Genomic DNA, 26,592 nt, shown 5'->3' with positions numbered 1-26,592 from the left:
CATCCACCACCGTACGCTGATCGGCAAGGGAGTGCCTCATGCAGGAAGGGCGGCCCATGACGCCGGCCGGACGCCGCATCGTGGCGGCCGCCGAGGAACTGTTCTACAACCGCGGGATCACAGCGGTCGGCGTGGACCTGATCGCCGAGCACTCAGGCGTCACCAAGCGGACCCTGTACAACCAGTTCGGGTCGAAGGACCGCCTCGTGGCGACCTACCTCGCGGAACGCGACCAGCGTTGGCGGTCACTCGTCCGCGCCGCTGTCGACGCCTGCGGCAGCCCCGTCGAGGCCGTCACCGCACCCTTCGACGCACTGCGGACCTGGAGCGGAACCAACACCCGTGGATGTGCGTTCATCAACGCACTGGCCGAACTCCCCGACCCCTCGCACCCCGCGCACCGCATCGCCGCGGCCCAGAAACGCTGGTTGCTGAACCTGTTCGAGGAACTCGCCACCGCGGCAGGCTGCTCGGGCCCGGCCACCCTCGCCACCCGGCTCCTCGTGCTGCACGAGGGTGCCGTCGCCACGCAGCCCCTCTCGCTCGACACTCTTCCGCACAGCACTGACCTGGCACGATCCCTGGTCAAAGCCAGCGCGCCCCCGCCGCTGGTGCTATGACCGCATAGGTGCGCCGGTTTCGCGGTCGGAGCGGTCGGATTGGGTGGTGGGCTGCGACGTGGAAGACAGCCGGCCCGGTGTGTCGTCTGCCCGGTCCGCGCAGTGAGCGTATCGACGTCACGCCCCACGTAACCTCTTCCCGTGCCAGCCCCCCGCCTGCATCGCGTCGCCGTCCTCGTGCTCGAGGGCGCGAAGCCGCTCGATGTCGGAATTCCCGCGCAGGTCTTCACGACCCGCGCGAGCATGCCGTACGAGGTGCGGGTGTGCGGGGCGACACCCGGTCTGGTGACCGGCGGCGACGGCCTCGCGTACCACGTCGCCCACGGCCTCGACGCCCTTGCGTGGGCCGACATCGTTTTCGTCCCCGGCTACCGGTTCCCGGACCGCGACGACCCGCCGCAGGCCGTCGTCGACGCCCTGCGCACCGCCCACGACCGGGGCGCGCGGCTCGCGGCCATCTCGACGGGCGCCTTCGCGCTCGCCGCCACGGGCCTGCTCGACGGCAGGCGCGCCACGACGCACTGGCACTACACGCGGGCGCTGACGGCGAAGCATCCGCTCGTCCGGGTCGACGAGAACGTGCTGTTCGTCGACGAGGGGAGCGTGCTCACCTCGGCCGGCGCCGCCTCCGGCATCGACCTGTGCCTGCACATCCTGCGCGGCGACCTCGGAGTGGCCGCGTCCAACCACGCGGCCCGCCGCCTGGTCGCGGCCCCCTACCGCAGCGGCGGCCAGGCCCAGTACGTGCCGCGCAGCGTCCCCGAGCCGCTCGGCGAGCGGTTCGCCGTCACCCGCGAGTGGGCGCTGCACCGGCTCGGCGAGCCCCTCACCCTCGACATACTGGCGCGGCAGGCGGGAGTCTCGCCGCGCACGTTCTCCCGGCGCTTCGTCGAGGAGACCGGCTACACGCCGATGCAGTGGGTGATGCGCGCCCGCATCGACCTGGCCCGCGAACTGCTCGAGCGCTCGCAGCGCAGCGTCGAACAGATCGCCGCCGACGCCGGGCTCGGCACCGGCGCGAATCTGCGCCTGCACTTCCAGCGCATCCTCGGCACCACCCCGAGCGAGTACCGGCGCACCTTCACTCTGGGCGAGTGACCCGCCCGGCACCGCGTGGCGGGATCCTTTTGAACCATGGCTGCCTCGCCACTGTCAGCGCCGCGAGCCACGGGCGAGCCTGGTGGAGAAGGGAAGGGACATCACTCATGACTCGCATCGCCATCAACGGATTCGGCCGCATCGGACGCAATGTGCTGCGCGCACTGCTGGAGCGCGACAGCACCCTCGAGATCGTCGCCGTCAACGACCTGACGGAGCCCGCCACGCTCGCCCGGCTGCTCGCCTACGACAGCACGGCCGGCCGGCTCGGGCGCCCGGTGACCGTCGACGGGAACGTCCTCGTCGTCGACGGCCGCCGGATCACGGTGCTGGCCGAGCGGGAACCGGCGCAGCTGCCGTGGGCCGAACTCGGCGTCGACATCGTCCTGGAAGCCACCGGCCGCTTCACCTCGGCCAAGGCAGCCCGCGCCCACCTCGACGCGGGCGCGAAGAAGGTGCTCGTCAGCGCGCCGTCGGACGGCGCCGACGTCACGCTCGCGTTCGGGGTCAACACCGACGCCTACGACCCGGCCGTGCACACGATCGTCTCGAACGCCTCCTGCACCACCAACGCGCTCGCACCGCTGGCCGCGGTCCTCGACGAACTCGCCGGTATCGAGCACGGGTTCATGACGACGGTGCACGCCTACACGCAGGAGCAGAACCTGCAGGACGGTCCGCACCGCGACGCCCGCCGTGCCCGGGCCGCCGGCGTCAACATCGTGCCGACCACGACCGGTGCCGCCAAGGCGATCGGCCTCGTGCTGCCGAACCTCGAGGGCAAGCTGTCGGGCGACTCGATCCGCGTACCGGTTCCGGTGGGCTCGATCGTCGAACTCAACACGACCGTCGCCCGTGACGTGACGCGCGAGGACGTGCTGGCGGCGTACCGCGCCGCGGCACAGGGGCCGCTCGCCGGCGTCCTCGAGTACTCGGACGACCCGCTCGTGTCGTCCGACATCACGGGCAATCCCGCCTCGTCCATCTTCGACTCGGCCCTCACCCGCGTCGACGGCCGCCACGTCAAGGTGGTCGCCTGGTACGACAACGAGTGGGGCTTCTCGAACCGGGTGATCGACACGCTCGAACTCCTCGCCACCCGCTGACCGGACGCCGGGACAGCACCCCGCCTCCGGCGCCCGCGCTGGCCGGCACTTCCCTTGAGCGCTCTGGCTGCCCAGTCGGGCAGCCAGAGCGCTCAAGGCGCAGAACTCGTGGGTGTGACTGTCTCGCCCACCGGTTCGGAAACGCGGCCGGCCGGCCCAGCGGTCCCGGCAGATGATCGACGCGGCGCATCACCTCGTCGACGGCGGAAGCCGTGTTCGTGACCATGAACCTGCTGAACTGCGAGCCGGCCGAAGCACGACGAGCCTTCCTCGACACCCCATGCCGCGACGCCGAACGCCGCTTCCACGACCACCCCATGGACCCGCTCGAAGAGGCCGCCGACACCGACGCCCGCCAGCAACAGCGGCCCGACAGAGAACCTTGACCCGGCCATCGAGGCTCCGCCGACCGCGTGGTCGAGGTTCGTGCAGTCCTGCCACAGATTCAGCCGCCTGCACGCCGGAACCCAGGCAGGCCGCTCCCCGACTACCGCTGCTCCGCATGACGGCCACAGCAAGGGACATCACCGAGGACCTGATCCGGGATCTGCTGCGTGAGCAGCACCCCGACCTGGCGGATCACCCCCTGAAGCTCGGCGCGCTCGGCTGGGACAACCAGGTGTGGCGGCTCGGCGACGACCTCGCCGTCCGGTTGCCCCGGGCGACGCAGTTCGTGCGCCCTTGCTGCCGCACGCCGAAGCCGACTCTGCCCTGTCGGCATCGCTCGCGGGGCACCGCCATCGATCTCGCGGTGCTCCACGGCATTCAGCCCTCAGGAGGGTGGAGCGCGCAGGGATGCTCAGCCGTGTGAGGTCCCGGCCACGTCGACCGCTTCGAAGCCTTCGCGACGCATCCGCTCACTCCCCCAGGCGCCGAGCGGCCCGAGCGCTTGATTGAGCGTGCGCCCGTGCTCGGTCAGGGAGTACTCCACCCGTGGCGGCACCTCGGCATAAACCTCCCGGTGCACGAGACCGTCCGCCTCCATTTCGCGCAGGTGCTGCGTCAGCATTTTCTCGCTCACTCCCGGCAGACCGCGACGGAGCTCGGCGAAGCGGCGTACGCGACGGGCATCGAGTTCCCAGAGGATCAGTCCCTTCCACTTGCCGCTCACCACATCGAGCGCAGCGTCGATGCCGCAGATGTAAGGCCCGCGTCTCGGCGCCTTGGCCATCACTGGTCCCCTTACGAAAAGGTAAGTACCGCAGAAAATAGTGGGTACTTCCGAGCGTACTGGCGCTCTTCGAGGATGGAGGAGTGAACGAACAACGGAACCTCACCACCAGGCAGAACAGCGCTGTCACCGTGATCGGACTCGGCCCGATGGGCCAGGCGATGACACGCACCCTCCTCGCCGCCGGCCACCCGGTCACCGTCTGGAACCGCACCGCCGGTCGGGCCGACGGCGTCGTCACCGACGGAGCAACGCTCGCGGTGACACCCGCCGAGGCGGTCGAAGCGAGTGACCTCGTGCTCCTGAGCCTCACCGACTACCAGGCCATGTACGACGTCCTCGACGGTGCCACCGAATCACTCGCCGGCCGGACGCTGGTCAACCTGAGCTCCGACACTCCCGACGCCACACGCGAGGCAGCCACCTGGGCAGCGGGCCACGACGCCACCTTCCTCACCGGAGGCGTCATGGTCCCCGCGCCGATGGTCGGCACGGAGGCCGCCCATGTCTACTACAGCGGCCCCGACGACGCGATGCAGCGCCACCTGGCGACGTTGGCCCTACTGGGAACACCAAAGCATCTGGGCGAGGACCCGGGCCTCGCCCAGATGATGTACCAAGCCCAACTCACGGTGTTCCTCACCACCTTGTCCGGACTGATGCACGCCACCGCGATGCTGGGCACCGCAGGAATCAAGGCCAGGGAAGCGCTGCCGGAGCTGCTCTCCTTCGCGGACTCGATCGGCGACATCCTGAGGGCCGGCGAAGAGAACCCCGGCGCCGCGCTCGATGCCGGAGAGCATCCCGGCGACCTCAGCACGGTCACCATGATGGGTGCGACGTCCGACCACATCGTCGAGACCAGCACGTCACTCGGCCTCGACCTCGCGCTTCCCCTGGCCGTGCAGGCCCACTACCGGCGCGCGATCGAGGACGGACACGGCGGCGACAACTGGACCCGCATCATCGACGGCATCCGAGGACCGCGCTGACCGAACGCGGGACCGATGAACACAGACCCAGCCGCGACGCACGCGGTCGGCTTCGGGGCCGCGTTCGGCAAGGGCAGGTGTTCCCACAGCGGTCGTCGGCCCCGGGAACATCTCCGCAGGTGCACGGAACGAGGTTGGCGACGGCCAACTCCAACGCGCTTGCCTCGCCCGCGCGCTGCTCCTGCGCCCCCGCCGACTGATCTGCGACGAGATGACCGCCATGCTCGACGCCTCAACAACGGCCGCACCGGGCAAGGCCGTCGAGGACTACCGCACCGCAACAGGCGCGAGCCTGCTGACTGCGGGCCACGACCGCACCCTCCTCGACCGCTGGTGCGACCGCACGGTCCGCTGGGACACGGTGGCGGCGCCGGCGGTGGAGAACGCGGTGGGCGGGGAGAGTGGTCAGGGCGGCCGGGCAAGGAAGGCGGGCCCGGCCGCTCTCGTCCGTTCGAAGTGGCCACCGGGCGACGAACGGACCGGGCCGGCCGTGGACCGGCGCGGAGGCGGGTGTGCCGGGGCGGTGCCGGTCGCGCGGCCGATGAGTGCGCGGGGCGAGGCGGCATGAACAGCTGCCGTCACCGCCGTCCGGCAGGACCTCAGCGGGTGTCCCCCAGGGAGGCGAGCAGCGTGCGCAGGAGCTGGTTGAGCTCGTCGGTGGCGTCGTCGTCGAGGCCCGAGAGGATCCTGCGCTGGTTGTGCACATGGCCCTGGACGGTTCTGTCGACGAGTTCCCCGCCCTGGTCGGTCAGGGCGATGTGCAGGCTGCGCCGGTCTCCCGGCACGGCCTCGCGGACGACCAGGCCGCGCGCGACGAGCCGGTCGACGCGGTTGGTCAGTGCCGCCGAACCGATCATGACGCTCGCGGCCAGTTCCTTGGCGGTGAGCGGCCGGCTGCTGCGGCGGAGCGTGGCGAGGACGTCGAACTCCCACGTCTCCATGCCGTGCTGGGCGAAGTACTCCTTGAGGTGCCCGTTGACCAGGCGTGACAGGCGCAGGATGCGGCCGACGGCGCCCATCGCGTCGAGGTCCAGGTCTCCGCGCTGAGCTCTCCACTGGTCGAGGAAGTCGTCGACGGCGTCGCGCATGGGGGGTGCCTCGCCTTCATGTGTGGTTCACCCAGGTTAATTCGATGGCGAACTGTTTGACCCAAGGCTAGGGCATGCCATAATGATTCGATGTCAGGCAGTTCGATGTCGAACGATTGGGGGAGGATCGTGGAGTCGATGGAGTTGTCTGCGACGGACCACGGCACGGTGTCCCGCGTCATCCGCTCGCGGCGCAGCATCCGCCACTACCGGCCGGATCCGGTGCCCGCCGAACTGCTTCGGGAACTGGTCGACCTCGCCCTGGAAGCGCCGTCGAGCTTCAACCTGCAGCCCCGGTCCGTCGTCGTCGTCACCGGCGAGCAGGGCCGCAAGGCGCTCACGGAGGCCACCGGCGGGCAGCCGCATCCCCAGGAAGCACCCGTGGTGCTGGTGTTCGTCGCGGAGTCCGGCGCCTGGCGCGAGGACCGCGGCGACATCTGGGAGCAGGCCCGGCTGAACGACGCCTGGTCCGAGCGGTTCGCCGCGGCCATGCCCGAGGACGTACGAGCCTTCCACGAGGATCTGCACACCCGCGATCTGGGTCGTGAGTACGCGGTCAAGGACGCCATGATCGCCGCGTCCTTCCTGATGATCGCCGCGCACGCCGCCGGTCTGGCCACCAGTCCCATGAACGGCTGGGACGAGGCGGAGGTCAAGAAGGCCATCGGCATCGCGGACCGCGAGGACCTGCACATCGCTCTGCTCGTCCCGCTCGGCCACCCGGCCGAGACCCGCGTCCATCCCGGCCGCCGAGGCCGTTCCCTGACCGTGTTCCAGGAGACCTACGGCCGGTAGGCGCACACGTACCTGCTTCTGCACCGAACCACACAGGGGGGGTTGGTCCTCGTGACCGTTGTCAACAAGCTCGTCCAGGTCGCCGGCGCCATCGACACTGCCGAGGCGGACATGATCATCGGCGAGGGGGCGGGCCGGCTCAACGAACACGCGTTCATGATCCCCGGCATCGGCGACTTCGGCGACCGGTTCTTCGGGACCACCGACTCCGGAGCCGAGAAGTGAACAGCCAGCGCGTCGCGGTCACCTCCGCGGTCACCGCCCTCGCTCCCGCGGTCTGGGGCTCCACCTATCTGGTCACCACCGAATTCCTGCCCCCCGACCGGCCGCTGCTGGCCTCCACCGTGCGGGCGCTGCCGGCCGGACTGATCCTGCTGCTGATCACCCGCACGCTGCCCAGGGGCATCTGGTGGTGGAGGGCCGTCGTCCTCGGCGTGCTGAACATCGGCGCGTTCTTCTACTTCCTGTTCCTCGCCGCCTATCACCTGCCCGGCGGGGTGGCCGCGCTGGTGATGTCCGTCCAGCCGATGATCGTCCTCCTGCTGGGCCCGGTGCTGCTGCAGGACCGTATCCGGCCGGTTCACCTCACGTCGTGTCTTCTCGGCGCGGCGGGCGTGGCCCTGCTGGTCCTACAGCCGGACGCGGGCCTGGACGCCACCGGCATCACGGCGGGCCTGCTCGGCGCGCTGTCCATGGGTTCCGGCATCGTCCTCACCAAGAGGTGGGGGCGCCCCGACGGCGTCGGTCTGCTGACCTTCACCGGCTGGCAGCTGACCGTGGGCGGCCTGGTCCTGCTGCCCGTCACCCTGCTCGGCGAAGACCTGCCGGACCACCTCACCTGGGGCAACGTCGGCGGCTTCGCCTACCTCGGCATCATCGGCGCGCTGATCGCCTATGTGCTGTGGTTCCGAGGCCTGTCGCAGTTGCCGGCGCTCGCCGCCTCCTTCCTGTCGTTCGCCTCGCCGCTGTGCGCCGCGGTCCTGGGATACCTCTTCCTGGACGAGAGCCTGCGGCCGCTGCAACTGCTCGGCGCGGCGGCCGTGGTCGGAGCCGTCGTCCTCGCCCAGCCGCGCACCGGCAGAACCAGACCAGCACCGTCGCAGCCGGACCGGGCCACCAGCCGGGTCCAGCACGACTCACACCCGTTCAGGGGATCCACCAACAACGAGTAGCCAAGTACCGGTATCAGGAGTGTTCTTCAAGCACGCGTCGCTGCGCGGTCTGCCGCACCACCAGGTGCGGTCCAGACCCGACGACATCGAGGTCACCGCCGCCGGAGGCGACCTCACCTTCCACGAACTCAAGGCCGGGGCCGACCGGCTCGGCTCCCACCTGGCGGCGCTCGGCCCAGCACCCGACACCTGCGTCGGGCTCTACGACGAACCCTCCGCCGACCTGGTGACCGGCGTCTGGGGCATCCTCACCGCAGGCGCCGCCTACCAGCCGCTGTCGCCCGACTACCCCGAGGCCCGACTGCGGTACATGGTCGAGAACGCGGGCGTCCGGATCGTCGTCACCCAGCCGCACCCGGCGGACCGGCTCGAGAGCCTGGTCCCCCGGGGCACGATCGTGGTCACCGCCGCCGACGCCCCGGAAACCGGGAACCCCCTCCGGCCCGACGGCCCGCAGGCCCACCACCTCGCCTACGTCATCCACACCTCCGGCAGCACCGGCAAGCCCAAGGGCGTGATGATCGAGCAGCGCAGCATCGTCTCCCAGCCGCGCCGGCTGGCCGACTGCGGCCACCTCGGCCCGGACGTGTCCATCCTGCAGAAGACACCGATGAGCTTCGACGCCGCCCAGTGGGAGATCCTCGCCTGCGCGGTCGGCGCCCGGGTCGTCATGGGCGCCCCGGGACTCTTCCGGAACCCCGAAGGCATCCTGAAGCCGCTCGGCGAGGAGGTGGTGGAGCGCCGGCACGTCATCGCCATCGACCAGGGCGTCTACGACCGGTCCGCGATCGGCATCAGCGCGGTGTCCCGGGCGGGCGAGGAACAGCGGCACCACGTCGTGCTCGGCACGCTGCTGCACCACCTGCAACGCACCGGGCACATGGGCTTCATGTCGTCCGGCTCCTCCTCGAAGACCGGCAACCCGCTGCCGGCCTCCCGGCGCCTGGACGACCTGCTCGCCGAAGCGGGCATCCCCGCGGCTCCCGCGTCGTACTTCTTCGTCGGCGGCCGCATCACCCCCGGACAGGCCGCACACGAGGGCATGGACGAGGACGCCGTGCACACCAACGACCCGGCAGAGACGATCCGCGACGACCTCGCACAGTTCCTGCCCGACTACATGATCCCGGCCCGCGTGGTGGTGAACGAACTGCCGCTCACCGTCAACGGCAAGATCGACGCCAAGGCCACCGCACGGCTGCCGGAGGTGGCCGCGACCGGCACCTCGGCCGTCCACATCGCCCCGGCGACCCCGACCGAGCAGGGGCTGGCGGCCGTGGGGCCGGATGCTGAAGTACGACACCGTCTCCACCCAGGACGGGTTCTTCGCCGCGGGCGGCGACTCCCTGCACGCCGTGGCGCTGGTGAACCGGATCAACAAGGAGTTCGGGACACGCCTCCCGCTCCAGGTGCTCTTCGAGACGCCGAAACTCCAGGACCTGGCCACCCGCGTCGACGACGGCGCACCGCTGCGCAGCTTCCGCCTGGTGTCACCGCACCCCGGCGGCTACGGCGACCCGGTGTTCGTCTGGCCGGGCCTGGGCGGCTCCCTGATGAACCTGCGCCTGCTCGTCCGGGACGCCCGCCTCCGCCGGCACGGCAACCGTGTCGGCGACCTTCCCGGCCGTGGTGTCGGCGGATTCTCACGGCTGCTGTGCTCAGACTGCCGGACCGTCGGGAATGCGGAAATCACCCGGAATTGATTCAAGATGCAACATGTTGGGGAGGGTGGAAGATCTCCCCTCCTTGAAGGACGACCCCATGGGCCTGCTCAACCGTCGCCGCGCCACCGCTCCCACCCCGGCCGCCGACTCGGCCTCCGTGCCGAACACCGCCCGGTTGACCGGCATCTGGACCATCGACCCCGCGCACAGCAGCATCGCCTTCGTCGCCCGGTATGCCATGATCACCAAGGTCCGCGGCACCTTCGAAGACTTCGACGGCCGCCTGTACCTGGACGGCGAGCGGCCCGGGCGCTCCACCGCCGACGTGACCATCAAGGCCGCCAGTCTCCACACCCGCCAGAAGCAGCGCGACCAGCACCTGCGCAGCGCCGACTTCTTCCACGCCGAGGCCCATCCCACGTTGTCCTTCCGCAGCACCTCCGTGCAGCAGCTCTCCGCGGACACCTACCACCTGACCGGCGACCTGAGCATCAAGGGCGTCACCCGCCCGGTCGTCCTGGACCTGACCCACACCGGCACGGCGACCGATCCCTTCGGCAACGAGCGCGCCGGTTTCGAGGGCTCCACCACGGTCGACCGCACCGACTGGGGCCTGACCTGGAACAGCGTGCTGGAGACCGGCGGCGTGCTGGTCGGCGAGAAGGTGAAGCTGGAGCTCGACGTCTCCGCAGTCCGCGCCGCCTGACCACCGCCCCGCGGGGCCTCAAGGGGGCCGACCCACCCACGCGCCACTGCCGCCGTACACCTCAGCGCTTCAGGCGACCACACCCAGTTCCGTGAGCGGTGTCGCCGGTACACGGCGCCGGAGGCCGAGGCGGTGAGCCTGTGGCACTTCGCGGTGAGCGTGTGGCCGGGGCTGCCGCAGACACCGGGCTACGCGCGGGAGGTGCCGGCAGCGGGCGGGAGCGGAGGAGCGGAGCTGGACCAACAGATCAAGGCCCGGATCGGACGGCAGGAACTACTGGGCGGTGAAGCGTCACCTCCGTTTCGCACGGTTCCTGCTGAGGCGGTTCTGCGTACACCGTTGCAGGACGAGGGGGAGTGGCAGGCTCAACTCGCCTACCTGGCTGAGGTGACCGGGCGGGAGAACGTGACGATCCAGGTGCTGCCCCAGAGGGCAGGGGTACATGGACTCGTCGCCACGGACGTGTGGTTCCTGCGGCTCACGGACGGTCGCCCCGTGGCCTGCACGGAGAACGCGCACGGGGGCGAACTCATCGAGGAAGACGCTCGGATCGAGTGCCTGCAGCGTGCCTACGATGTGGTGCGCGACAAGGCCATGTCCCCTGCCGAGTCGCGGACATTCATCCTGTGCATGCGGCCGGTGAAGCCGACCACCATCCCCGGGGGCCGCCGGGTGGTGTGGGGGACCTCCGAGGTACCGGCGCTGTGGGGCCGGAGACGGGTGGCTTGCCGAAAACCGTGAGCAGTCGGCGGGCATGTGTCACTTGAGCGCTCACATGAGCGGTATCAGGACAGTAGTGGCCGAAGTGCTCACGACTTCGGGGTGGTGTGTCCTACCCGGGGGCGGACGTGTGTCCCGGCATCGCCACCTCGACGCTCAACCGCGCCCCGATGGCAGGCAGGATGACCCGCGCGACGTGCGTCGCCGCGAGAGCATGGGAGTCCTTGCATGGCTGACCACTATCCGTACCGGATCGTGACCAGGAGAGAAGACCTGACGCTGATCTGGCGGCCCGGGGAGGGCGATGCCCTCGATGAGTTCGTCGTCGACGGCCTCGGAAGACTCCTCGCGTTCCACGACCTCGAGACGCTGCGGGAGTACTGCGATCGCAACGATCGGGAGCTCATCCAGGAGGACGAAGCCGCTCTCGATCTGGCCGCCGTACGGCGGTGGGTCGAGCGTCCTGACCCTGGTGCGGTGTCGGCAGGACTGCTGCTGGACGCGTGGAACTTCTTCGAAGACCTCTCCCGCAGCCTGCAAGCCGCCTCGTCTCTTCCCTCCCAAGGGCCGATCCACGACAGCGCCTACGAAAAGATCTTCGGCGGTGAAGCTCTTGAACCGGCCGCTGGTGAGGGAGCCTGGACGGGCGAGGAGACCGCGGCCGTGCGCGAATTCCTGCGCGCGGGGCTGGTTCTCTGGGGGCGGGCCGTGCGGGGTGTGGCACCGGCCTGATCGAATCTCCGGAACTTTCGTACGCACCCAGCCCGACCGCCGCTGTGGTGCCAGACCGGGAGCTGTTCCCCGCACCCGCGGGGAACAGCTCCACCACGGGCAGGTCGTCACCGCGGCCCGCGTCGTCGAAGCTGCCCCCGAAGGCAAGGGATGACGACACCGGATGAGGAGGGGCATGTGAACGACGGGGTGAAGCGGTCGCCGGGGCTGCGGGTGGAGGAGCCGGGGAGCCCGCACGGCTTGTGGGGGCCGCGGCCGATCTCCGTTTCGATGGTGGCGGTGCTGATGATGGCTCCGACGGCCGTGGAGATCGTGGGCTTCGTGGAGATGGCGGGGGAGTCTCCGATGCGCGGCGATGGTCCCGGCGTCGGGTTGCTGACGCTTCCTTTCCTGTTCTGCCTCGGTCTTCCCATGGCATTCCTGGGCACGTTGTTCGGGGTGGTGCCGACGCTGTCGGTTGCCGCGTGGGCGGGGCGACGGTGTGCAGGGCGGCACGTGGAGTGGTGGATTCCGGCGGTGGCCGGTTGTTGGGCGGCCGCGGTCGCGCTGTGGCCGGCGGTGGTGGGGGACGGCCTGGAGACCTGGCTGTGGGTGTGGCTGTCCGGCACGGCGGCGCTGTCGGCGGTGACGCTGCTGACGCGCTGGGCCCTCACCCGTGGGCGCCCGTACGGGACGGTCGTCGGGGTCGGCCTGCTGTCGGCGGTCGCCGTGGTCGCCGTGGGGTCCTTGGCCTACGGGACCGGGCTGGTGGACGAGTACGCACCGCCCCGGGTCCACGCCTCGGAGCTGGTCGGCACCTGGAACGACGGCCATGGCGGCACGCTGCGGCTGGACGGGGAAGGGCGTGCGGTGGCCACCGGCACCTGGAGCGGAGGCGGAGTGGACTCGCCGGACGGGCGGTGTGAGGGCTCGGGCACGTGGAGGTTCGTACCGGACGACGACCCCTGGCTCCAGAGCGTCACCGTCGAGGTCGGCGACTGCTGGTCGGGGGAGTGGACACTGAGCGGCACGGGCGGCCACCCCAAGCTGAACTACCAGCTCGGAGACACGGACTCGCCCGAGTGGTACGTGCTCACCCGGTGAGAAGGGCAGGCGCGCCGATTGGTGCGCAGTACTCGCATCGAGCTGAGCGGTGCAGCCGGCCGGGCCGGCCGACTGCGCGACGGTGGTGACCGTGCCTGCCCGGTGGCCGCGACCGCTCACGGAATGCGTGCCGTTCCGAGCGCGGCAGCGCAGTCGTGCGGGAAGAGTCCTACGGCAGGAGGCCGTCCGTCTCCGTGAACACGGTGTGGGCGATCACCATGAAGCTCACGCACACGGCGATGGCCACACCGAGGAAGGCGAGCACCAACCCCGTCCCCGCGGCGAGCTTCCCCTGGGCCGGGGCGTGCGCCGTGGCACGCTCCGGGCTGTCGGCGAGGTAGTACACGGTGACGTGGTCGCCCACGACGACCGTCGACGGGCCGTTCGCCTCGTCGAAGCGGATGACGCGCCCCTCTCGGGTCGTGAACTCGTAGACGTGGTGCAGGGTGGTGCGCACGTCGGTGTCCCCCGCGCCGCCTCTGGTCCTGGTGTAGGTCCGCAGACATCGCCCCTCGGCCGTGAGGCCGTGGTCCCAGGCGCTGCTGACCTGCCTGCTGCGGCTGATGGTCCTGGCGGCCATGCCGGACACGCAGGCGATCATGATGACAGGTATGACGTAGAAAAGAGCTTCCACGAGTTCCCCCTCTGGTCCTGTCCGCGTCGGAGACGACCGGTACGGTGGGCGCCTGGTCACAGCGCCCGCAGGAGTGTTGCACGGAAGTTCCCCGCACCATGTCGGAAAGGTGCGCTCTCTCGGCACTCGCTCACGGAGTTTGTGCCTGATCCTGCTGAAAGTGAACGAAGCCATGCCAACTGTTCGCGGCGCCGAGGGCCGTCACACAGACGGGGCCGGGGCCTCCGGTGAGGCCGGGGCCTCCGGTGGGGCGGGGAGGGTCCGTCCCAGGCGGGCGAGTGGGGACAGGGCCATCAGCGCCGGTGACAGCAGCATGCCTGCGGCCGTCACCAGGAGGCTGGTGCGTGTCCCCCACGCTTCCGCGAGGAAGCCGCCGAGCAGCGAACCGAGCGGGGTCAGCCCCATGCCGACGAAGTTGATCGTCGCGGCCGCGCGGCCCTGCATCCCGTCCGGAGTGAGGGTCTGCCGGACGGCCATGAGCGTGACGTTCACCAGCTGACCGAAGGCCCCGAACGCGAAGCTGATCGCAAGGAGCGCGGGAACCGTCACCGCGGAGGAACCGTGCAGTGCGGGGACGAGCAGGAACACGCCGTCGCCGAGTGCCGCCGCGGACACGAGCACGGCGCCGTGCCCGAACCTGCTCGGCAGGCGGGCGGCCAGCAGCGAGCCCAGGAGCGCGCCCGGCCCCGTCGCCGCGAGCACCAGTCCGACGGCGGCGCCCGGCAGGTGCAGGTCCCGCGGCAGGAACAGCAGGTGGACGGTCATCACCGCCGCGAAGAAGAACTGGAAGGCGGCTGACGCGAGGCACACGGACCGCAGCGAGGTGTCGCCGGCGACGAAGCGCAGGCCCTCCTGGATCCGCCGCCAGACCCGGGGAGGACGTTCCGAGCGCTCCGGGACGGATTCGCGGCGACCGATCCGTCGGATCGACAGGAACGACAGCGCGAAGAACAGTGCGCTGGAGGCGGCGGCGATCGGCGCCGACAGCACGGACACCAACGCACCACCGAGGGCGGGACCGCCGATCTGCGCCGCGGACCGACTGCCCTCGAGCGCGCTGTTGGCCCGCACCAGCTGATCGCGTTTCACCAGCCGCACCAAGGACGCCTGGTACGCCACGTCGAAGAACACGGACAGAGCCCCGACGGCGAAGGCGACCACGAGCAACGCCGGCAGGCCGAGCCGGCCGAGGAGGCCGGCCACGGCGGCGGCGCCCAGCACCAGGGCCCGGCCGACGTCCGTCAGCACCATCACCGTGCGGGTCCGCCACCTGTCCACCCACGCGCCGACGAAGAGCGAGAGCAGCAGAATCGGCGCCTGCCCCACCGCGCGCAAGGCGCCCAGCTGGCCGGCACCGGCATCGAGCGTCAGGACGGCGAAGAGCGGCAGAACCACCAGACACGCGTGCTCGCCCAGCTGGGAGGCGGTCTGGCCCGCCCAGAGCCTGCGGAAGTCGCCGTCCCGCCACAGACTTGGCGGAGCGGGGCGACCGGAATCGGACCCGGTGGAGGAAGAGGACGGCACAGGGACCCCTCGGATGACCGAAGACGAGAGCTGCCCACCGGAGCACGCCAGGTGCACCGACGGTTTCGGGCAGCGGGAAGGGAAGGCTCGCTGTGCCGCGCTGTGAGGGCAGCACGCGATGACGGGCCGCTCGCGGCCTCGGACGTCAACGCGTGCTCGGACGACCGACCATGTCCTCGCTCCTTGTGAGTCACTCGCTGCGCGAACACTAACTCCCGCTAGGCAGGGCCCGAAAGGCGATTAAGGACCGGGCGGGCGGCGGGAGGAGCCCGGCTGTTGGCGCCGGGGCACGAGGAGGGCGGCTCAGCCGGTCGCCCGGTCCCCGAGGCCGCCGAGCCGTGTGCGTGGAGGCCGAGCGCAACTCGGTGGCGTCCGGAGCGGAAGTCGGGAAGGCTTGCGCGCATGGTTTCGGTGGTGCAGAACGTGGCGATCGACTGTGCGGATGCCTATGGACTGGCCCGGTTCTGGAGCGGGGTGACCGGCCGTCCACTGCATCCGCAGGACAGGCCGGGCGACCGGGAGGTTCAGGTGCTGTTGGTGGAGGGCCCGGTGCTGCACTTCAATCAGGTGCCCGAGGCCAAGACGATCAAGAACCGGATCCATCTGTGTCTGCGCCCTGAGACCTCGCGCGAGCAGGAGGTGGAACGGCTGCTGGGTCTCGGTGCCACCTTTGTCGCCGATCACCGGAACCCCGATGGTTCCGGTTGGGCAATCCTCGCCGACCCCGAAGGCAACGAATTCTGCGTTCTGCGCAGCGATTCCGACCGAGCCGCGATGAGTTCCTGACGCTCACGCACCCTCCTGGCCGGTTTCGCATGGCTGCTGGTCCCGCTGCTCGTGAGGCACTGATGGGGGACCGTGGTGGCATGGGAGAGCAGCGGTTCGACGTGTGGGCGGCCGGGGCCGCCCACGAGCGGTACATGGGCCGGTGGAGATCGTGTCCCGCCTCGTGGTGTAGGCAGCCTTGTGCGACGCGTTGCGGTGAGCCGCACGTCGGCCACCACCCCCATACCGGCGCGGCACGGTTCGCCGGGCATCGCGCATCCCCGGGCGGTCCTGCGCTCAGGAACAGTCGAGCCAGTGGCCGGTCGGCCGGTCGGCCGACCGGGGCACGAGCGGCACGTGAATATGTACGCGCCACCCGCATCGCCCGGCATCGGCCCGGCGGCGTTCTGGGCGGCCCGGCCCTCCCTCAGCCGCCCGCGTCCACGTCGTTGCGGGGTGCCCCGTCACCGACTGGCGGCAAATCGCCGCGTTCGACGGGCCCGGTCGGCGCCGCGCCGCCGGCGGGCGCGGACGGCAGCAGCCCGGCGGCCTCCTCGCCGGACGGCCGGTGGGCCTCCCGCGCCGCCTCACGCAGGACGTCGCGGGAGACACCCGCATCGCTCTCGAGCCGTACGACGTGGTCCTTCTTCACCACGGCGTACTCGTGTGTCCCCCGTCCGGAGCGGTACCGGACTCCCTTCTCCTCCAACTCGCACGTCTGCTGCCCCTCGGCGCAGTCGGAGGCGGAGATCGTGCCCCGGTCGACGTACAGCCGCAGCTGCCCGCCTTGCTGCCGCGAGACGTACGTGGCGGAGAAACCGTCCCCGCCGTACACCCCGACGGACTGCGGGGCGAGCGCGAACCCGGGTGCCTCGATGACGTAGACGAGCTCCGGGGCGATGCCCAGCGCCCTGGCGCTGGTGGCGAGTTCGGCGGCGGGTGCTTCGGTGTCCCGCGTCTGTCCCGGTTCACTGCCGCAGGCGGTGAGCAGCAGAGGAACGAGCAGCAGCGGCAGCAGAGGGCGCACGGCACGGGTCATGCGCCCATCCAACCGGACGCCGGTCGCCGACGCCCGGTTCCTTCAAGACGCGGCCTGCGAAGCGGCCCCGGTCATGAGCCTCCGACTCGCGGTCCTGCTCCGGGAGCGGCGCTCAGCGGTGACGCCACGGCGAGGGTGAAGCACGCGGGGGCGGGCCTGCAGTACTGGCCTGCCCCGGGCGGCCCTTGAGGTGCGGTACCGCGTCCAACAGAGGCACAGGATTTCCCGCAGACACCTACGGTCGTCCAGTGGCAGCCGGCCCGGGTTCCTGGGCCGCAGGGTCTGCACCGGCCAACGGCTCGATCCGCTCCCACAGCCCGTCCGACACCAGCCATGGGGGGCCGTTCCCCTTCCTCATGGGCTGACCGACGAACGGGCACCGGGCCGAGCCATGGCCTCAGGAGCTTTCGGGCAGCTCCTCCAGGCGAGGATGTCCATAACCGGGTGTATCGCGGGCCGGGCCCGCCCCGTGCGGCCGCCGGTCCCGCCGCCGACCCGCGCGTGGCGCGCGTACGGCTCCGAGGGTGACGCGTGTCGGCTGACCGCCCTTCAACTGCCCTGACCTGCAGCTGATATCGGCCATGCGGGCGAATTCGACTCCGGGTGGACGGGGCCGAGAACCTTGCCGTGGCCGGTTCCGGCCGGTCGATCGCCGGTGCGGACGAGGGCCGTCATGTTTGGCTTGCATGTGTCTTGACGGTCGCATAAACCATGGATATCCCACCCGGATAACTTCCTTACCCAGAACGGGACATGACGTCGCGTCGAGAACAACACGCATGAACCGGACCGATCGGCCTGCATCCTGCCCTGCCAGGGGAATGTGTGGTTAGATTGCGACTGCGCGGCTACCTGGAGTCGTCGCGCGGGGGATAGGGAGAAGCCCTTCAGCGTGGAAGGTTGCATTCTTTTCCTATTTAACTGTCTGAATTCCACTGCGGGTGTGTGTGGAGGTATCGGAAGCCGTCCAGACCTGATCCCGTTCGTGATTCGCTGAAATTTTTCATGAATCGATCAAGGCGGAGCTCTGTCGCCCGCAGTGCAGACAGTATGGCCGGCGGAATCTCTTGCGGATTCTGTGCGCGGCGGGCAGGTGCGACTCGGTGAGAAGTGCCTCCCGGTGCGCCGCGGCAGCAATGCCGTGCGGTGACTCATCCGGCATGAAAATGTGGGAAACAGCTGAGGAGTGGAATGTCTGAGATTACCGGCGTGGTTGCACGTGAAATCGTCGACAGTCGCGGCAATCCCACCGTCGAGGTAGACGTTCGCCTGGCCGACGGCTCCCTGGGCAGGGCCGCGGTGCCCTCCGGTGCCTCGACCGGTACCCGGGAAGCGGTCGAACTCCGCGACTCCGACCCCGCCCGTTTCCGCGGCAAGGGCGTCACGCGCGCGGTTGCCGCAGTGAACGGAGAGATCGCGCAGGCGGTGCAGGGGCTTCCGGCCGAAGCACAGTCCACCGTCGACCGGCTGATGGTCGAGATCGACGGGACGGAGAACAAGGGCAGGCTCGGCGCCAACGCGACGCTGGGCGTGTCGCTCGCGGTCGCCAAGGCTGCGGCCGCGTCGCACGACATGCCCCTGTACCGCTATGTCGGCGGCACTTTCGCGCATGTTCTCCCGACCCCGATGATCAATATCATCAACGGCGGTGCCCACGCTGACAACGCGCTTGATTTTCAGGAATTCATGATCGCGCCGGTGGGCGCGGCCTCGATGGCGGAGGCTGTCCGTATCGGTTCGGAGGTCTTTCACACCCTGAGGGACCTTCTCCGTGACGCCGGGCATAACACCAATGTCGGCGATGAGGGCGGGTTCGCGCCTAATCTGGCCACCGCGGACGAGGCGCTCGAGTTCATCGTCAAGGCCATCGATAAAAGCGGTTTCCAGCCCGGCAGTGAAGTGGCGCTGCTGCTCGACCCCGCCTCCTCCGAGTTCTACCGCGACGGGGCTTACCACTACGCGGGCGAGAACCGTGTCCGGTCGGTGACCGAGCATGCTGATTACCTGGCCGACCTGGCATCCCGGTTCCCGATCGTGTCGATCGAGGACGGTATGGCCCAGGACGACTTCGAGGGCTGGAAGTACCTCACCGACGCCATCGGATCCACGTGCCAGCTGGTCGGTGACGACGTCTTCTGCACCAACGTCCGCCTGCTCCAGGACGGAATCGACCGAGGCATCGCAAACTCGATCCTTGTCAAGGTGAATCAGATCGGCACCCTGACCGAAATGCTGGACACCGCGAACACGGCCTTCCGCGCCGGCTACTCCGTGGTGATGTCGCACCGCTCGGGCGAGACCGAGGACACGACCATCGCCGATCTCGCGGTCGCCCTCAACTGCGGTCAGATCAAGACGGGTTCGCTGTCGCGGGCCGACCGGACGGCCAAGTACAACCAGCTGATCCGGATCGAGGAGGAGCTGGGATCCGAGTCGGTCTACGGCGGAGTGAAGTTCTTCAACGGCATCGGCTGAACGCGGGAGCCACGGCCGCGGTCGTCGTGCACGGAAAGAAATGTCGAGAATGAGCATCCTCGTACTCCACAAATCCAACGTCAGCCGTCGCGGCCATCTGGCGAAAGCCGCAGAGTACGCGAAGAGGAACGGGGACCGGCTTCTTCTCGCCGTGAAGGATCCGACCTGGGAGAAGGAGTTCGCCGACGTCGTGGTGTCGGTGGACACCTCGGACATCGAGGCCTCGGTCGCCGCGGTGCGCGCACTCGCGGCGACCGAGCCGGAACCCGTCCGAGCCGTCGCGGCGTTCGTCGGGCACAGCGTGCCCGCCGCCGCCGCGGTCGCCGCCGACCTGGGACTTCCTTTCGTCGGCGAACAGGTGGCGCGCACGCTGCGCGACAAGTACGCCATGCGCGAGGCCTTCTCCTCGGGGAACGTGCCGCAGCCGGTCCACGGTCTGGCCCGGACGCTCGACGAGGCCGTGACGCAGGCCGCCCGCATCGGCTTCCCGCTGGTGCTCAAGCCGCTCATCGACAACGACAGCGGCTACTTCCGGCGGGTGGACGACGTCGCCGAACTCACCGAGTACTTCCCGGTGGTGCAGCGCGGCGCCTGGTCCGGGATCGCGCACAACCCGCTCTACGACTGGATGGTGGAGACGTACGACTCGGCCATCCTGCTGGAGGAGTACCTGCCGGGCGCGGAGGTCAGCGTCGAGTCGATCGTCGTCGACGGCCGGGCCCACGTGGTCGCCATCCACGACAAGCCCGTCCCCATGGAGGGCCCCTACTTCGTCGACGTCCACTACGCGACGCCCAGCCGACTGCCGGCGGAGGTGCAGAAGCGGATCGTGGAGCTCACCGCCGCCTCGCACCGAGCCGTCGGCATCGAGACAGGTGCCGTTCACACGGAATTCCGGATCCAGAGCGACGGCACGCCGAAGATCCTGGAGACGGCGGCGCGCCTCGGCGGCGGACCGGTCTACCAGTCGGTTCTGCTGAGCACCGGGGTCGACATGGTCGAGGCGGTGCTCGACGTGGCGTCCGGCCGGACACCGGAGCTCACTCCCGAGCCCGAACCCACGTGTGCCGGCTTCTACCTGTTCTTCGCGAAGAAGGCCGGGCGGATCAGCGGGATCAGCGGGGTGGAAGAAGCCGTCCGTGATCCCCGTGTGCATGAGATCTCGCTCTACCGGAAGGTGGGGGACGCTGTTGATGTTCCGCCGCGCGTCTGGCAGTCGCATGGCCATGTGATCTTTACATCCAGCTCGAGTACGCGCTGCCCGTCTTCACCGGGAGTGTGCAGAGCCCGTCCCTCGTCGGTGTCCTGTTCACCGTCAACGCGATCGCCGTGGTGCTGCTTCAGGTTCCGCTGAACCAGTACACCAGCAAGATCAGTAGCTCCGCGCTGGTCATCTGCGGCGCTCTCCTGCTCATGACGACCAGCTTCGCCGCCGCCTCGCTGGGATCGGTGGGCAGCCTGGTGGTGTCCGTTCTGCTGTTCTCCGCCGCGGAAGTGCTGATCGATCCCCGTATCGACAGCGAGATGGCCAACACGGTTCCCGCGCACCGGCGCGGCATGGCCTTCGGCTTCATCGGCACCGCCATGGCCGTCGGCGGAGCCTGCGCCAACGGACTGGCTGCCTGGCTGTCCACGGACGAGGGCGCTCCGGAGCGGCAGTTCTGGCTGCTGCTCGTCGCGGTGAGCGCGGCCTTCGCCGCGGTTCTCTACGCCGCCTCGTGGGCCACACGCACCCGGGGCGCAGCGAGGACGAGCCACGGCATGAGCTCTGCCTCGTCGGTCTAGAGGACTCGTGAGGATCTTGGGTTCCGGCCCCGCCACGTGAGCGGCGGGGCCGGACCCCCCGGGGCCCTGCCTCCTGTTCGGCAACCCCTGTGCAGCTCCCACGAACAGTCCGACGAGCACGCCGCCCCCTTCTGAGCAGGCACCGTCTCGAACCATGCGTGGCTCTCCGTGGAGTTCCGGTGCTCGGCCACGTCGGTATGCCGGAGGCCGGCACCCGAGCGCCTGCGGGAGGAGTCGGATCAGTCGAAAGACCGGAAGAGGCAGGCGGTCCTTCGCGAGGTTGCCGAGGAGACCGGCCTGCCGACAGCCGTGGTGAGCCGGCTTCTTCCTCTGACCGCGTCGGCGGTCACGTGCGCCAAGCAGGTGATCAGGATGCCGGCGCTACCGGCGGTGTGGTGGTGGGGGCGGGGGCGGGAGGGTGGTGACGTCGGGGGCGGGTTCGGGCCAGACGAGGAGGACGGGGCAGGGGGCGTGGTCGACGATGAAGCGGCCGGCGGGACCGAGACTGCGCGGTCCGAGATGGCTGCGGTCGCCGTCGCGGGCGAGGACGAGCAGGTCGGCGTCTTCGGCGGCGGACACGACTTCCCGCTCGACGCGGCCGGTGCGCTCGACACGGTCACAGGGACGCGCCAGGCGCTGTGCGGCTTCGGCGAGGAGCCGCTCGGCGGAGGCGGTGGCCAGGTGCTCGACCGCCGTGCCGGGGTCGCGTTCGGGACGGCCGCCACGGCCGAGCAGCCCGGCGAAGGCGCCGTGTGCGGCGCCGGGGGCTTCGGGGCCGGTGACGTGCAGCAGCACGATCCCGGCGGCCTCGGGGGCGTGGCTGCGGGCGGCGTCGACGCAGGAGGGCCAGGTGCCCTCGGTGATCCAGACGATGACTCGCACGGTGATCAGCCTCCGATGACGGTGAGTGAGACCCACAGTGCCACCACCGCGAGCAGCAGGGCGGCGGGCACGGTGCACAGGCCGAGCCGGGTGAACTCACCGAGTTCGACGTCACTGTCGTGTGCGCGCACGATGCGCCGCCACAGCAGGGTGGCCAGGGAGCCGGCGTAGGTGAGGTTGGGGCCGATGTTCACCCCGAGCAGCATCGCGAGGACGGCGCCGGGCCCGGACGGCACGGTCAGGGGCAGCAGCACCAGCACGGCGGGCAGGTTGTTGATGAGGTTCGCCAGCACCGCGGCCAGCGCCGCGACGGCGAGCAGGGCCACGAAGCCGGTTCCGTCCGGGACGAGACGTCCCAGGCCGGTGGCGAGGCCGTTGTCGACGACCGCGCGGACCACGATGCCCAGGGCCAGGACGAAGGCGAGGAACGGGACCGCGGCGGCGCGCACGAGGGTGGTGGGCCCGGTGCGGCGCTGCGCCAGAGCGCGCACGGCCAGCACGACGGCGCCGGCGAGGGCCGCCCAGGCGGGGTTGACCCCGAGGGCGGAGGTCAGGACGAACCCGGCCAGGGTGCAGGCCACGGTGGCCAGGGCGAAGACCGGCAGCTCGCGGGGCGCGGCGGTGGGGGCCGTCCGGGCTGCTCCGGCGTCCAGGTCGGTGGCGAAGAACCGGCGGAAGACCACGTACTCGGTGGTGATGGCGACCAGCCAGGGCAGGGCCATCAGGGCGGCGAAACGGGTGAAACTCAGTCCGCTGGCGGCGAACGCGAGCAGATTGGTGAGGTTGGAGACCGGCAGCAGCAGCGAGGCGGTGTTCGACAGGTGGGTGCAGGCGTAGACGTGCGGCTTGGGCCGGGCGCCGAGCCGGGCGGCGGTGGCGAAGACCACCGGGGTGAGGAGCACGACGGTGGCGTCCAGGCTGAGCACCGCGGTGATCACCGACGCGGCTGCGAACACCTGGACCAGCAGGCGGCGCGGGCGGCCCGCAGCGGTACGGGCCATCCACGCTCCGCACGCATGGAACAGGCCCTCGTCGTCGCAGAGTTGGGCCAGGACCAGGACGGCGGCGAGGAAGCCGATCACCGGTCCGAGCCGCGCGGCCTCCTCTCGGGCGTGGTCGAGCGAGATCGCTCCGGTGGCGATGACCACGCCCGCGGCCGGGACGGCGACGACCGCCTCCGGCCAGCCGAACGGGCGGACGACGGCGCACGCCAGCACCGCCAGGAGCAGAACGACGGAGACGGCCTCCGCCAGCGGGGAGCTCACGATCAGATCTTCTCCCAGCCGTGCGATACGGCGGCCGGGCATCCGCCGGACGGTGGATCACCGGGGTACGCCTGGCTTGTGGCTTGTGGCCCGTGGTGCCCGGCCGTGTCTTCCGCATCCCCTTCGACGTACTCGACGACGTCTCACCCACTGGAGGCCCGGTGGTGATCCGTCTTGCCGTCGGGCAGCCGGCGCCGTCCCCTGACTCCTCGCGGGGCGTGAGCACATTCCCGGAAAGTGTTCACCCCCCGCTCATCTGAGACCGGTGAGGACACGAGCGCCCGAAGTGGTGACGGTTTCCGCGGACCTCCCTGGCCGCCACCGCCCGTCCACCGCCACCACCGTCGGCGGGCAGGTGGTGCCGGGGTCACAGGATGGCGTCGGACCACTGGTCGAGGACGTCGTCGCCGCTCAGGACGACGGGTTCGCTCGCCCTGCCGTCCAGTTGCTGCTCGGCCCAGATCACCTTGCCGGTGGGGGTGTACCGGGTGCCCCAGCGTTCGGCGTAGCGGGCGACGAGGAACAGGCCGCGTCCGCCCTCGTCCGTGGCCGTCGCCTGGCGCAGGTGGGGCGAGGTGCTGCTGCCGTCGGAGACCTCGCAGATCAGACGGCGGTCCCGCAGCAGGCGGACGTGGATGGGGACGGTGCCGTGGCGGATGGCGTTGGTGACCAGTTCGCTGAGGATGAGTTCGGTGGTGAAGCCCGCGTCCGTCAGGTCCCATGCCGCCAGCTGCCGGGTGACGTCGGCGCGGACGCCGGACACGGCGGAGGCTTCGGGGGGCACGTCCCAGTCGGCGACCCGCTCGGGGCCGAGCACCCGGGTGCGTGCGACCAGCAGGGCGACGTCGTCGTTCCCGCGGTTCGGCAGGAGGGCGTCGAGCACCGCGTCGCAGGTCTCCTCGGGAGTCCGGCCGGGGTGGGACAGCGCGCCGCGCAGGATCTCCAGACCGACGTCGATGTCCCGGTCGCGGCTCTCGATGAGACCGTCGGTGTAGAGGACGAGCAGGCTTCCCTCGGGCACCTCGAACTCCGTGCTCTCGAAGGGCAGGTCGCCCAGGCCCAGCAGCGGACCGGCGGGCAGGTCGGGGAAGGTCACGGTGCCGTCCGGACGGACCAGGGCGGGGGGCGGGTGGCCGGCCCGGGCCGCGCTGCACGTGCCGGAGGCCGGATCGTAGACGACGTACAGACAGGTGGCCCCGATGATCCCCTCGTCGTCGCCCTGGTCCGCCCGCTCCCGGTCGAGCCGGGCCACCAGGTCGTCCACCCGGGCCAGCAGTTCGTCCGGCGGGAGGTCGAGGGTGGCGAAGTTGTGCACCGCGGTACGCAGCCGCCCCATGGTGGCCGCCGCGTGCAGACCGTGCCCCACCACGTCCCCGACCACCAGTGCCACCCGGGCGCCGGACAGCTCGATGACGTCGAACCAGTCCCCGCCCACCCCGGACTGGGCCGGCAGATAGCGGTGGGCCGCCTCCAGCGCGCTCAGGTTCGGCAGGTCGCGGGGGAGCAGACTGCGTTGCAGGGTGACCGCCAACGCGTGCTCGCGGGTGTACCGGCGGGCGTTGTCCAGCGCCACGGCGGCCCAGGCGGACAGCTCCTCGGCGAACAGCACATCGCTCTCGTCGTACGGCTCCGCCCGCTCCGAACGCCAGAAGTCCACCGAACCCAGCACCGTGCCGCGGGCCCGCAGCGGTACCGCGATCAGGGAGTGGAAACCGTGTCCCAGGAATTCCTCCGCGCGGTCGGGGGCCAGGGTCCGCCATCCCTCGGCGGTGTCCAGATCCGCCTCCAGCACCGCGCGGCCACTCTTCACGCACCGTGCCTGCGGTGTGGCGTCGGGGAAGCGAACCGTTTCGCCCACCGTCATCAGCGGCAGGCCGTCGTGGATGGTGCTCAGCCCGGCCCGCCGCATGACGGTGTGCCGCCCGGTCGGCTCCTCGCCGCGCAGCACCTCCTCGGCCAGGTCGACGGTGACCAGGTCGGCGAAGCGCGGAACCGCCACCCCGGCCAGTTCGTGGGCGGTGCGCTCCACGTTCAGGGAGGAGCCGATCCGCGCCCCCGCGTCGTAGAGCAGGCTCAGGCGCTCCCGGGAGGCCTCGGCGTGACCGGACAGGGCCCGCAGCTCCGTGGTGTCCCTGAGCGTCACCACGCTCCCGGCGCCTCCGGTGTCGGGAGCGGTGCGCCGCTTGTTGACCGCCAGCAACCGGTCGCCCGAGAGGACCACCTCGTCGGTGGCCGTCCGCTCCGAGGCCAGCAGTTCGACGACGCCCGGGCTCAGCCCCAGGTCGGTGACCTTCCGGCCCTCCGCGTCCGGCGGCATGTCCAGCAGCCGCCGCGCCTCGTCGTTGGCCAGCACCAGCCGCCCGCCGTTCCGTATGATCAGCACGCCCTCCCGCACCGCGTGCAGCACCGCGTCGTGGTGGTCGTACATCCGGGTCATCTCCACCGGACCGAGACCGTGGGTCTGACGCAGCAGGCGCCGGCTCACCAGGGCGGTGCCGCCCGCGCAGATGGCCAGGGCCACGCCCGCGGCCCCCAGGATCACCGGGAACTGCTGGGCCGCCATGCCCGCCACCTTCTGGACCGTGATCCCGACCCCCACAGAGCCGACCGGCGTCCCGTCGGGCTCGGTGACCGGGGCGTACCCGACCACCGAGCGCCCCTTGACGGTCTCGATGGTCTCTGTCAGAGGGGAGGTCAGCGGCTTGATCGGGCTGGTGACGGCCTTCCCGATCAGCGAGGGATCGGGGTGTGTGTAGCGGACCCCGTCCTTCGAGTACACGACGACGAGATCCACGTCGGTCGCCCGCTCGATCCGCTCGGAGAGCGGCTGCAGGGCCGTGCTGGGGTCGGGACCGGTCATCGCCGCCAGCGTCTGCGGGGAGTTCGCGAACGTCGTGGCGACGGCCAGGGAGCGGGTCTGGGCCTCGTGGAGGCTGTCTCGCCGGGCCTGGAACACGAGGGCGACCAGCGCGGCGGTGATGATCAGGGTCACGACCAGGACCTGAAGCACGAACACCTGGCCGGCCACGCTGCGGACCCGGAGCAGGGACCGCAGCCGCCCGGGGGGCCGCACCGGCCGGGAACCCTCGCCGCGCCGGTTCCACCGCCGGTCCGGCCCGGCGCGTGCGGTCCGGCCCCCGGACAGGCGGGGTGATGCGAGGGGAGGGCGACGGGGATGTGCGGTCACTGCATCGTTCGCCTCCTCGGGGCAGTGGCGTCCCGGCCGTCCACGGCCAGCCGTCCGCCGGCCGGGCGGCGGGCAGGACCAACGGCGCG

The 26,592-nt window shown here is 70.5% G+C and carries 24 protein-coding genes and 4 pseudogenes; 20 read left to right on the top strand and 8 right to left on the bottom strand.

The features are described from left to right. Nucleotides 1–38: 38 nt before the first annotated feature. The 5 genes and pseudogenes from PYS65_RS08625 to PYS65_RS08605 all read left to right on the top strand — a co-directional run. A complete protein-coding gene (locus PYS65_RS08625; protein ID WP_279333215.1) occupies nucleotides 39–620 on the top strand; it encodes a TetR/AcrR family transcriptional regulator in 582 nt (193 codons plus the stop codon). A 141-nt stretch (nucleotides 621–761) separates the two neighbouring features. Further along, nucleotides 762–1,718, top strand: a complete 957-nt coding sequence (locus tag PYS65_RS08620; protein ID WP_279333213.1) for a GlxA family transcriptional regulator — start codon at nucleotides 762–764, stop codon at nucleotides 1,716–1,718. 107 nt (nucleotides 1,719–1,825) lie between these two features. Continuing rightward, nucleotides 1,826–2,824 carry a type I glyceraldehyde-3-phosphate dehydrogenase gene (gap, locus tag PYS65_RS08615; RefSeq protein WP_279333212.1) on the top strand — a complete coding sequence of 333 codons (999 nt, stop codon included), beginning with the start codon at nucleotides 1,826–1,828 and terminating at the stop codon, nucleotides 2,822–2,824. 218 nt (nucleotides 2,825–3,042) lie between these two features. Continuing rightward, nucleotides 3,043–3,210, top strand: coding sequence for a hypothetical protein (locus PYS65_RS08610; protein ID WP_279333211.1), 168 nt, complete (start codon nucleotides 3,043–3,045; stop codon nucleotides 3,208–3,210). A 116-nt stretch (nucleotides 3,211–3,326) separates the two neighbouring features. After that, nucleotides 3,327–3,536 (top strand): annotated as a pseudogene (locus tag PYS65_RS08605) (aminoglycoside phosphotransferase); the annotation flags it as partial. A gap of 87 nt (nucleotides 3,537–3,623) precedes the next feature. On the opposite strand, the gene PYS65_RS08600 reads toward PYS65_RS08605, so the two are convergent. Next, the gene (locus tag PYS65_RS08600) at nucleotides 3,624–3,995 is read right to left on the bottom strand and encodes a winged helix-turn-helix transcriptional regulator (RefSeq protein ID WP_279333210.1); all 372 of its coding nucleotides are present in this window, start codon (nucleotides 3,993–3,995) and stop codon (nucleotides 3,624–3,626) included. A gap of 83 nt (nucleotides 3,996–4,078) precedes the next feature. Between PYS65_RS08600 and PYS65_RS08595 the strand changes: the two genes are divergently transcribed. Next, on the top strand, nucleotides 4,079–4,987 hold the full coding sequence (locus tag PYS65_RS08595; protein WP_279333209.1) for an NAD(P)-dependent oxidoreductase: 909 nt from the start codon (nucleotides 4,079–4,081) through the stop codon (nucleotides 4,985–4,987). Between the two features lie 127 nt (nucleotides 4,988–5,114). After that, nucleotides 5,115–5,555: pseudogene (locus PYS65_RS35160) on the top strand (hypothetical protein); the annotation flags it as partial. 31 nt (nucleotides 5,556–5,586) lie between these two features. Here the strand turns inward: PYS65_RS35160 and PYS65_RS08585 are convergent. Further along, nucleotides 5,587–6,075, bottom strand: a complete 489-nt coding sequence (locus PYS65_RS08585) for a MarR family winged helix-turn-helix transcriptional regulator (protein WP_279333208.1) — start codon at nucleotides 6,073–6,075, stop codon at nucleotides 5,587–5,589. 90 nt (nucleotides 6,076–6,165) lie between these two features. Between PYS65_RS08585 and PYS65_RS08580 the strand changes: the two genes are divergently transcribed. From PYS65_RS08580 to PYS65_RS08545, 9 genes and pseudogenes are all read left to right on the top strand, one after another. Further along, entirely contained in the window at nucleotides 6,166–6,870 is a 705-nt protein-coding gene (locus PYS65_RS08580; RefSeq protein WP_279333207.1) for a nitroreductase family protein, read from the top strand. A gap of 51 nt (nucleotides 6,871–6,921) precedes the next feature. Further along, on the top strand, nucleotides 6,922–7,095 hold the full coding sequence (locus tag PYS65_RS08575; RefSeq protein ID WP_279333205.1) for a uracil phosphoribosyltransferase: 174 nt from the start codon (nucleotides 6,922–6,924) through the stop codon (nucleotides 7,093–7,095). Further along, entirely contained in the window at nucleotides 7,092–8,042 is a 951-nt protein-coding gene (locus tag PYS65_RS08570; protein WP_279333204.1) for an EamA family transporter, read from the top strand. The genes PYS65_RS08575 and PYS65_RS08570 overlap by 4 nt, the downstream gene beginning before the upstream one ends. A gap of 19 nt (nucleotides 8,043–8,061) precedes the next feature. After that, nucleotides 8,062–8,676 (top strand): annotated as a pseudogene (locus PYS65_RS35155) (AMP-binding protein); the annotation flags it as partial. A gap of 652 nt (nucleotides 8,677–9,328) precedes the next feature. After that, complete coding sequence (locus PYS65_RS35150; RefSeq protein ID WP_387041803.1) at nucleotides 9,329–9,745, top strand: acyl carrier protein; 417 nt, start codon at nucleotides 9,329–9,331, stop codon at nucleotides 9,743–9,745. Between the two features lie 58 nt (nucleotides 9,746–9,803). Further along, nucleotides 9,804–10,412 (top strand): YceI family protein, encoded by a 609-nt coding sequence (locus PYS65_RS08560; RefSeq protein ID WP_279333202.1) that lies wholly within the window; start codon nucleotides 9,804–9,806, stop codon nucleotides 10,410–10,412. A gap of 114 nt (nucleotides 10,413–10,526) precedes the next feature. Continuing rightward, a pseudogene (locus PYS65_RS08555) lies at nucleotides 10,527–11,153 on the top strand (DUF5753 domain-containing protein); the annotation flags it as partial. A gap of 207 nt (nucleotides 11,154–11,360) precedes the next feature. Then, nucleotides 11,361–11,864 (top strand): hypothetical protein, encoded by a 504-nt coding sequence (locus PYS65_RS08550; protein ID WP_279333201.1) that lies wholly within the window; start codon nucleotides 11,361–11,363, stop codon nucleotides 11,862–11,864. Nucleotides 11,865–12,041: 177 nt separating this feature from the next. Next, nucleotides 12,042–12,947: a hypothetical protein gene (locus PYS65_RS08545; RefSeq protein WP_279333199.1), complete on the top strand. Its 906-nt coding sequence runs from the start codon at nucleotides 12,042–12,044 to the stop codon at nucleotides 12,945–12,947. 169 nt (nucleotides 12,948–13,116) lie between these two features. Here the strand turns inward: PYS65_RS08545 and PYS65_RS08540 are convergent, their stop codons facing one another. Then, nucleotides 13,117–13,581, bottom strand: a complete 465-nt coding sequence (locus PYS65_RS08540) for a DUF3592 domain-containing protein (RefSeq protein ID WP_279333198.1) — start codon at nucleotides 13,579–13,581, stop codon at nucleotides 13,117–13,119. A 201-nt stretch (nucleotides 13,582–13,782) separates the two neighbouring features. After that, nucleotides 13,783–15,105: an MFS transporter gene (locus PYS65_RS08535; RefSeq protein ID WP_279333197.1), complete on the bottom strand. Its 1,323-nt coding sequence runs from the start codon at nucleotides 15,103–15,105 to the stop codon at nucleotides 13,783–13,785. Nucleotides 15,106–15,507: 402 nt separating this feature from the next. Here PYS65_RS08535 and PYS65_RS08530 point away from each other — a divergent pair, with 402 nt between their 5' ends. Then, nucleotides 15,508–15,891, top strand: coding sequence for a VOC family protein (locus PYS65_RS08530; protein WP_279333195.1), 384 nt, complete (start codon nucleotides 15,508–15,510; stop codon nucleotides 15,889–15,891). 406 nt (nucleotides 15,892–16,297) lie between these two features. On the opposite strand, the gene PYS65_RS08525 is transcribed toward PYS65_RS08530, so the two are convergent. Next, nucleotides 16,298–16,909 (bottom strand): hypothetical protein, encoded by a 612-nt coding sequence (locus PYS65_RS08525; protein ID WP_279333193.1) that lies wholly within the window; start codon nucleotides 16,907–16,909, stop codon nucleotides 16,298–16,300. Between the two features lie 1,191 nt (nucleotides 16,910–18,100). On the opposite strand from PYS65_RS08525, the gene eno reads away from it, so the two are divergent. Genes eno through PYS65_RS08510 form a run of 3 tightly spaced genes read left to right on the top strand, consistent with a single transcriptional unit; the run spans nucleotide 18,101 to nucleotide 21,169 of the window. Further along, complete coding sequence (gene eno / locus PYS65_RS08520) at nucleotides 18,101–19,384, top strand: phosphopyruvate hydratase (protein ID WP_279333192.1); 1,284 nt, start codon at nucleotides 18,101–18,103, stop codon at nucleotides 19,382–19,384. Nucleotides 19,385–19,433: 49 nt separating this feature from the next. Next, entirely contained in the window at nucleotides 19,434–20,738 is a 1,305-nt protein-coding gene (locus PYS65_RS08515; RefSeq protein WP_279333191.1) for an ATP-grasp domain-containing protein, read from the top strand. Beyond that, on the top strand, nucleotides 20,663–21,169 hold the full coding sequence (locus PYS65_RS08510) for an MFS transporter (RefSeq protein ID WP_279333190.1): 507 nt from the start codon (nucleotides 20,663–20,665) through the stop codon (nucleotides 21,167–21,169). Before PYS65_RS08515 ends, PYS65_RS08510 begins: the two co-directional genes overlap by 76 nt. A gap of 381 nt (nucleotides 21,170–21,550) precedes the next feature. Here the strand turns inward: PYS65_RS08510 and PYS65_RS08505 are convergent, their stop codons facing one another. From PYS65_RS08505 to PYS65_RS08495, 3 genes are all read right to left on the bottom strand, one after another. Next, entirely contained in the window at nucleotides 21,551–22,051 is a 501-nt protein-coding gene (locus PYS65_RS08505) for a universal stress protein (protein ID WP_279333188.1), read from the bottom strand. Nucleotides 22,052–22,056: 5 nt separating this feature from the next. After that, a complete protein-coding gene (locus PYS65_RS08500) occupies nucleotides 22,057–23,316 on the bottom strand; it encodes an SLC13 family permease (protein WP_279333186.1) in 1,260 nt (419 codons plus the stop codon). 367 nt (nucleotides 23,317–23,683) lie between these two features. Beyond that, nucleotides 23,684–26,389: a SpoIIE family protein phosphatase gene (locus PYS65_RS08495; protein ID WP_279333185.1), complete on the bottom strand. Its 2,706-nt coding sequence runs from the start codon at nucleotides 26,387–26,389 to the stop codon at nucleotides 23,684–23,686. Nucleotides 26,390–26,592 lie beyond the last annotated feature (203 nt).

Source organism: Streptomyces cathayae, from assembly GCF_029760955.1.
Lineage (GTDB): Bacteria > Actinomycetota > Actinomycetes > Streptomycetales > Streptomycetaceae > Streptomyces > Streptomyces cathayae.
The sequence above is the reverse complement of the archived record's forward strand: the minus strand, read 5'-3'. Positions and strand labels throughout refer to the sequence as shown.

Excerpts from the sequence above, each read along its gene's own strand:
- PYS65_RS08625 (WP_279333215.1), top strand. The coding sequence starts at position 39 with ATGCAGGAAGGGCGGCCCATGACGCCGGCCGGACGCCGCATCGTGGCG.
- gap (WP_279333212.1), top strand. The coding sequence starts at position 1,826 with ATGACTCGCATCGCCATCAACGGATTCGGCCGCATCGGACGCAATGTG.
- PYS65_RS08600 (WP_279333210.1), bottom strand. The coding sequence starts at position 3,995 with ATGGCCAAGGCGCCGAGACGCGGGCCTTACATCTGCGGCATCGACGCT.
- PYS65_RS08585 (WP_279333208.1), bottom strand. The coding sequence starts at position 6,075 with ATGCGCGACGCCGTCGACGACTTCCTCGACCAGTGGAGAGCTCAGCGC.
- PYS65_RS08580 (WP_279333207.1), top strand. The coding sequence starts at position 6,166 with ATGTCAGGCAGTTCGATGTCGAACGATTGGGGGAGGATCGTGGAGTCG.
- PYS65_RS35150 (WP_387041803.1), top strand. The coding sequence starts at position 9,329 with ATGCTGAAGTACGACACCGTCTCCACCCAGGACGGGTTCTTCGCCGCG.
- PYS65_RS08560 (WP_279333202.1), top strand. The coding sequence starts at position 9,804 with ATGGGCCTGCTCAACCGTCGCCGCGCCACCGCTCCCACCCCGGCCGCC.
- PYS65_RS08550 (WP_279333201.1), top strand. The coding sequence starts at position 11,361 with ATGGCTGACCACTATCCGTACCGGATCGTGACCAGGAGAGAAGACCTG.
- PYS65_RS08530 (WP_279333195.1), top strand. The coding sequence starts at position 15,508 with ATGGTTTCGGTGGTGCAGAACGTGGCGATCGACTGTGCGGATGCCTAT.
- PYS65_RS08525 (WP_279333193.1), bottom strand. The coding sequence starts at position 16,909 with ATGACCCGTGCCGTGCGCCCTCTGCTGCCGCTGCTGCTCGTTCCTCTG.
- eno (WP_279333192.1), top strand. The coding sequence starts at position 18,101 with ATGTCTGAGATTACCGGCGTGGTTGCACGTGAAATCGTCGACAGTCGC.
- PYS65_RS08515 (WP_279333191.1), top strand. The coding sequence starts at position 19,434 with ATGAGCATCCTCGTACTCCACAAATCCAACGTCAGCCGTCGCGGCCAT.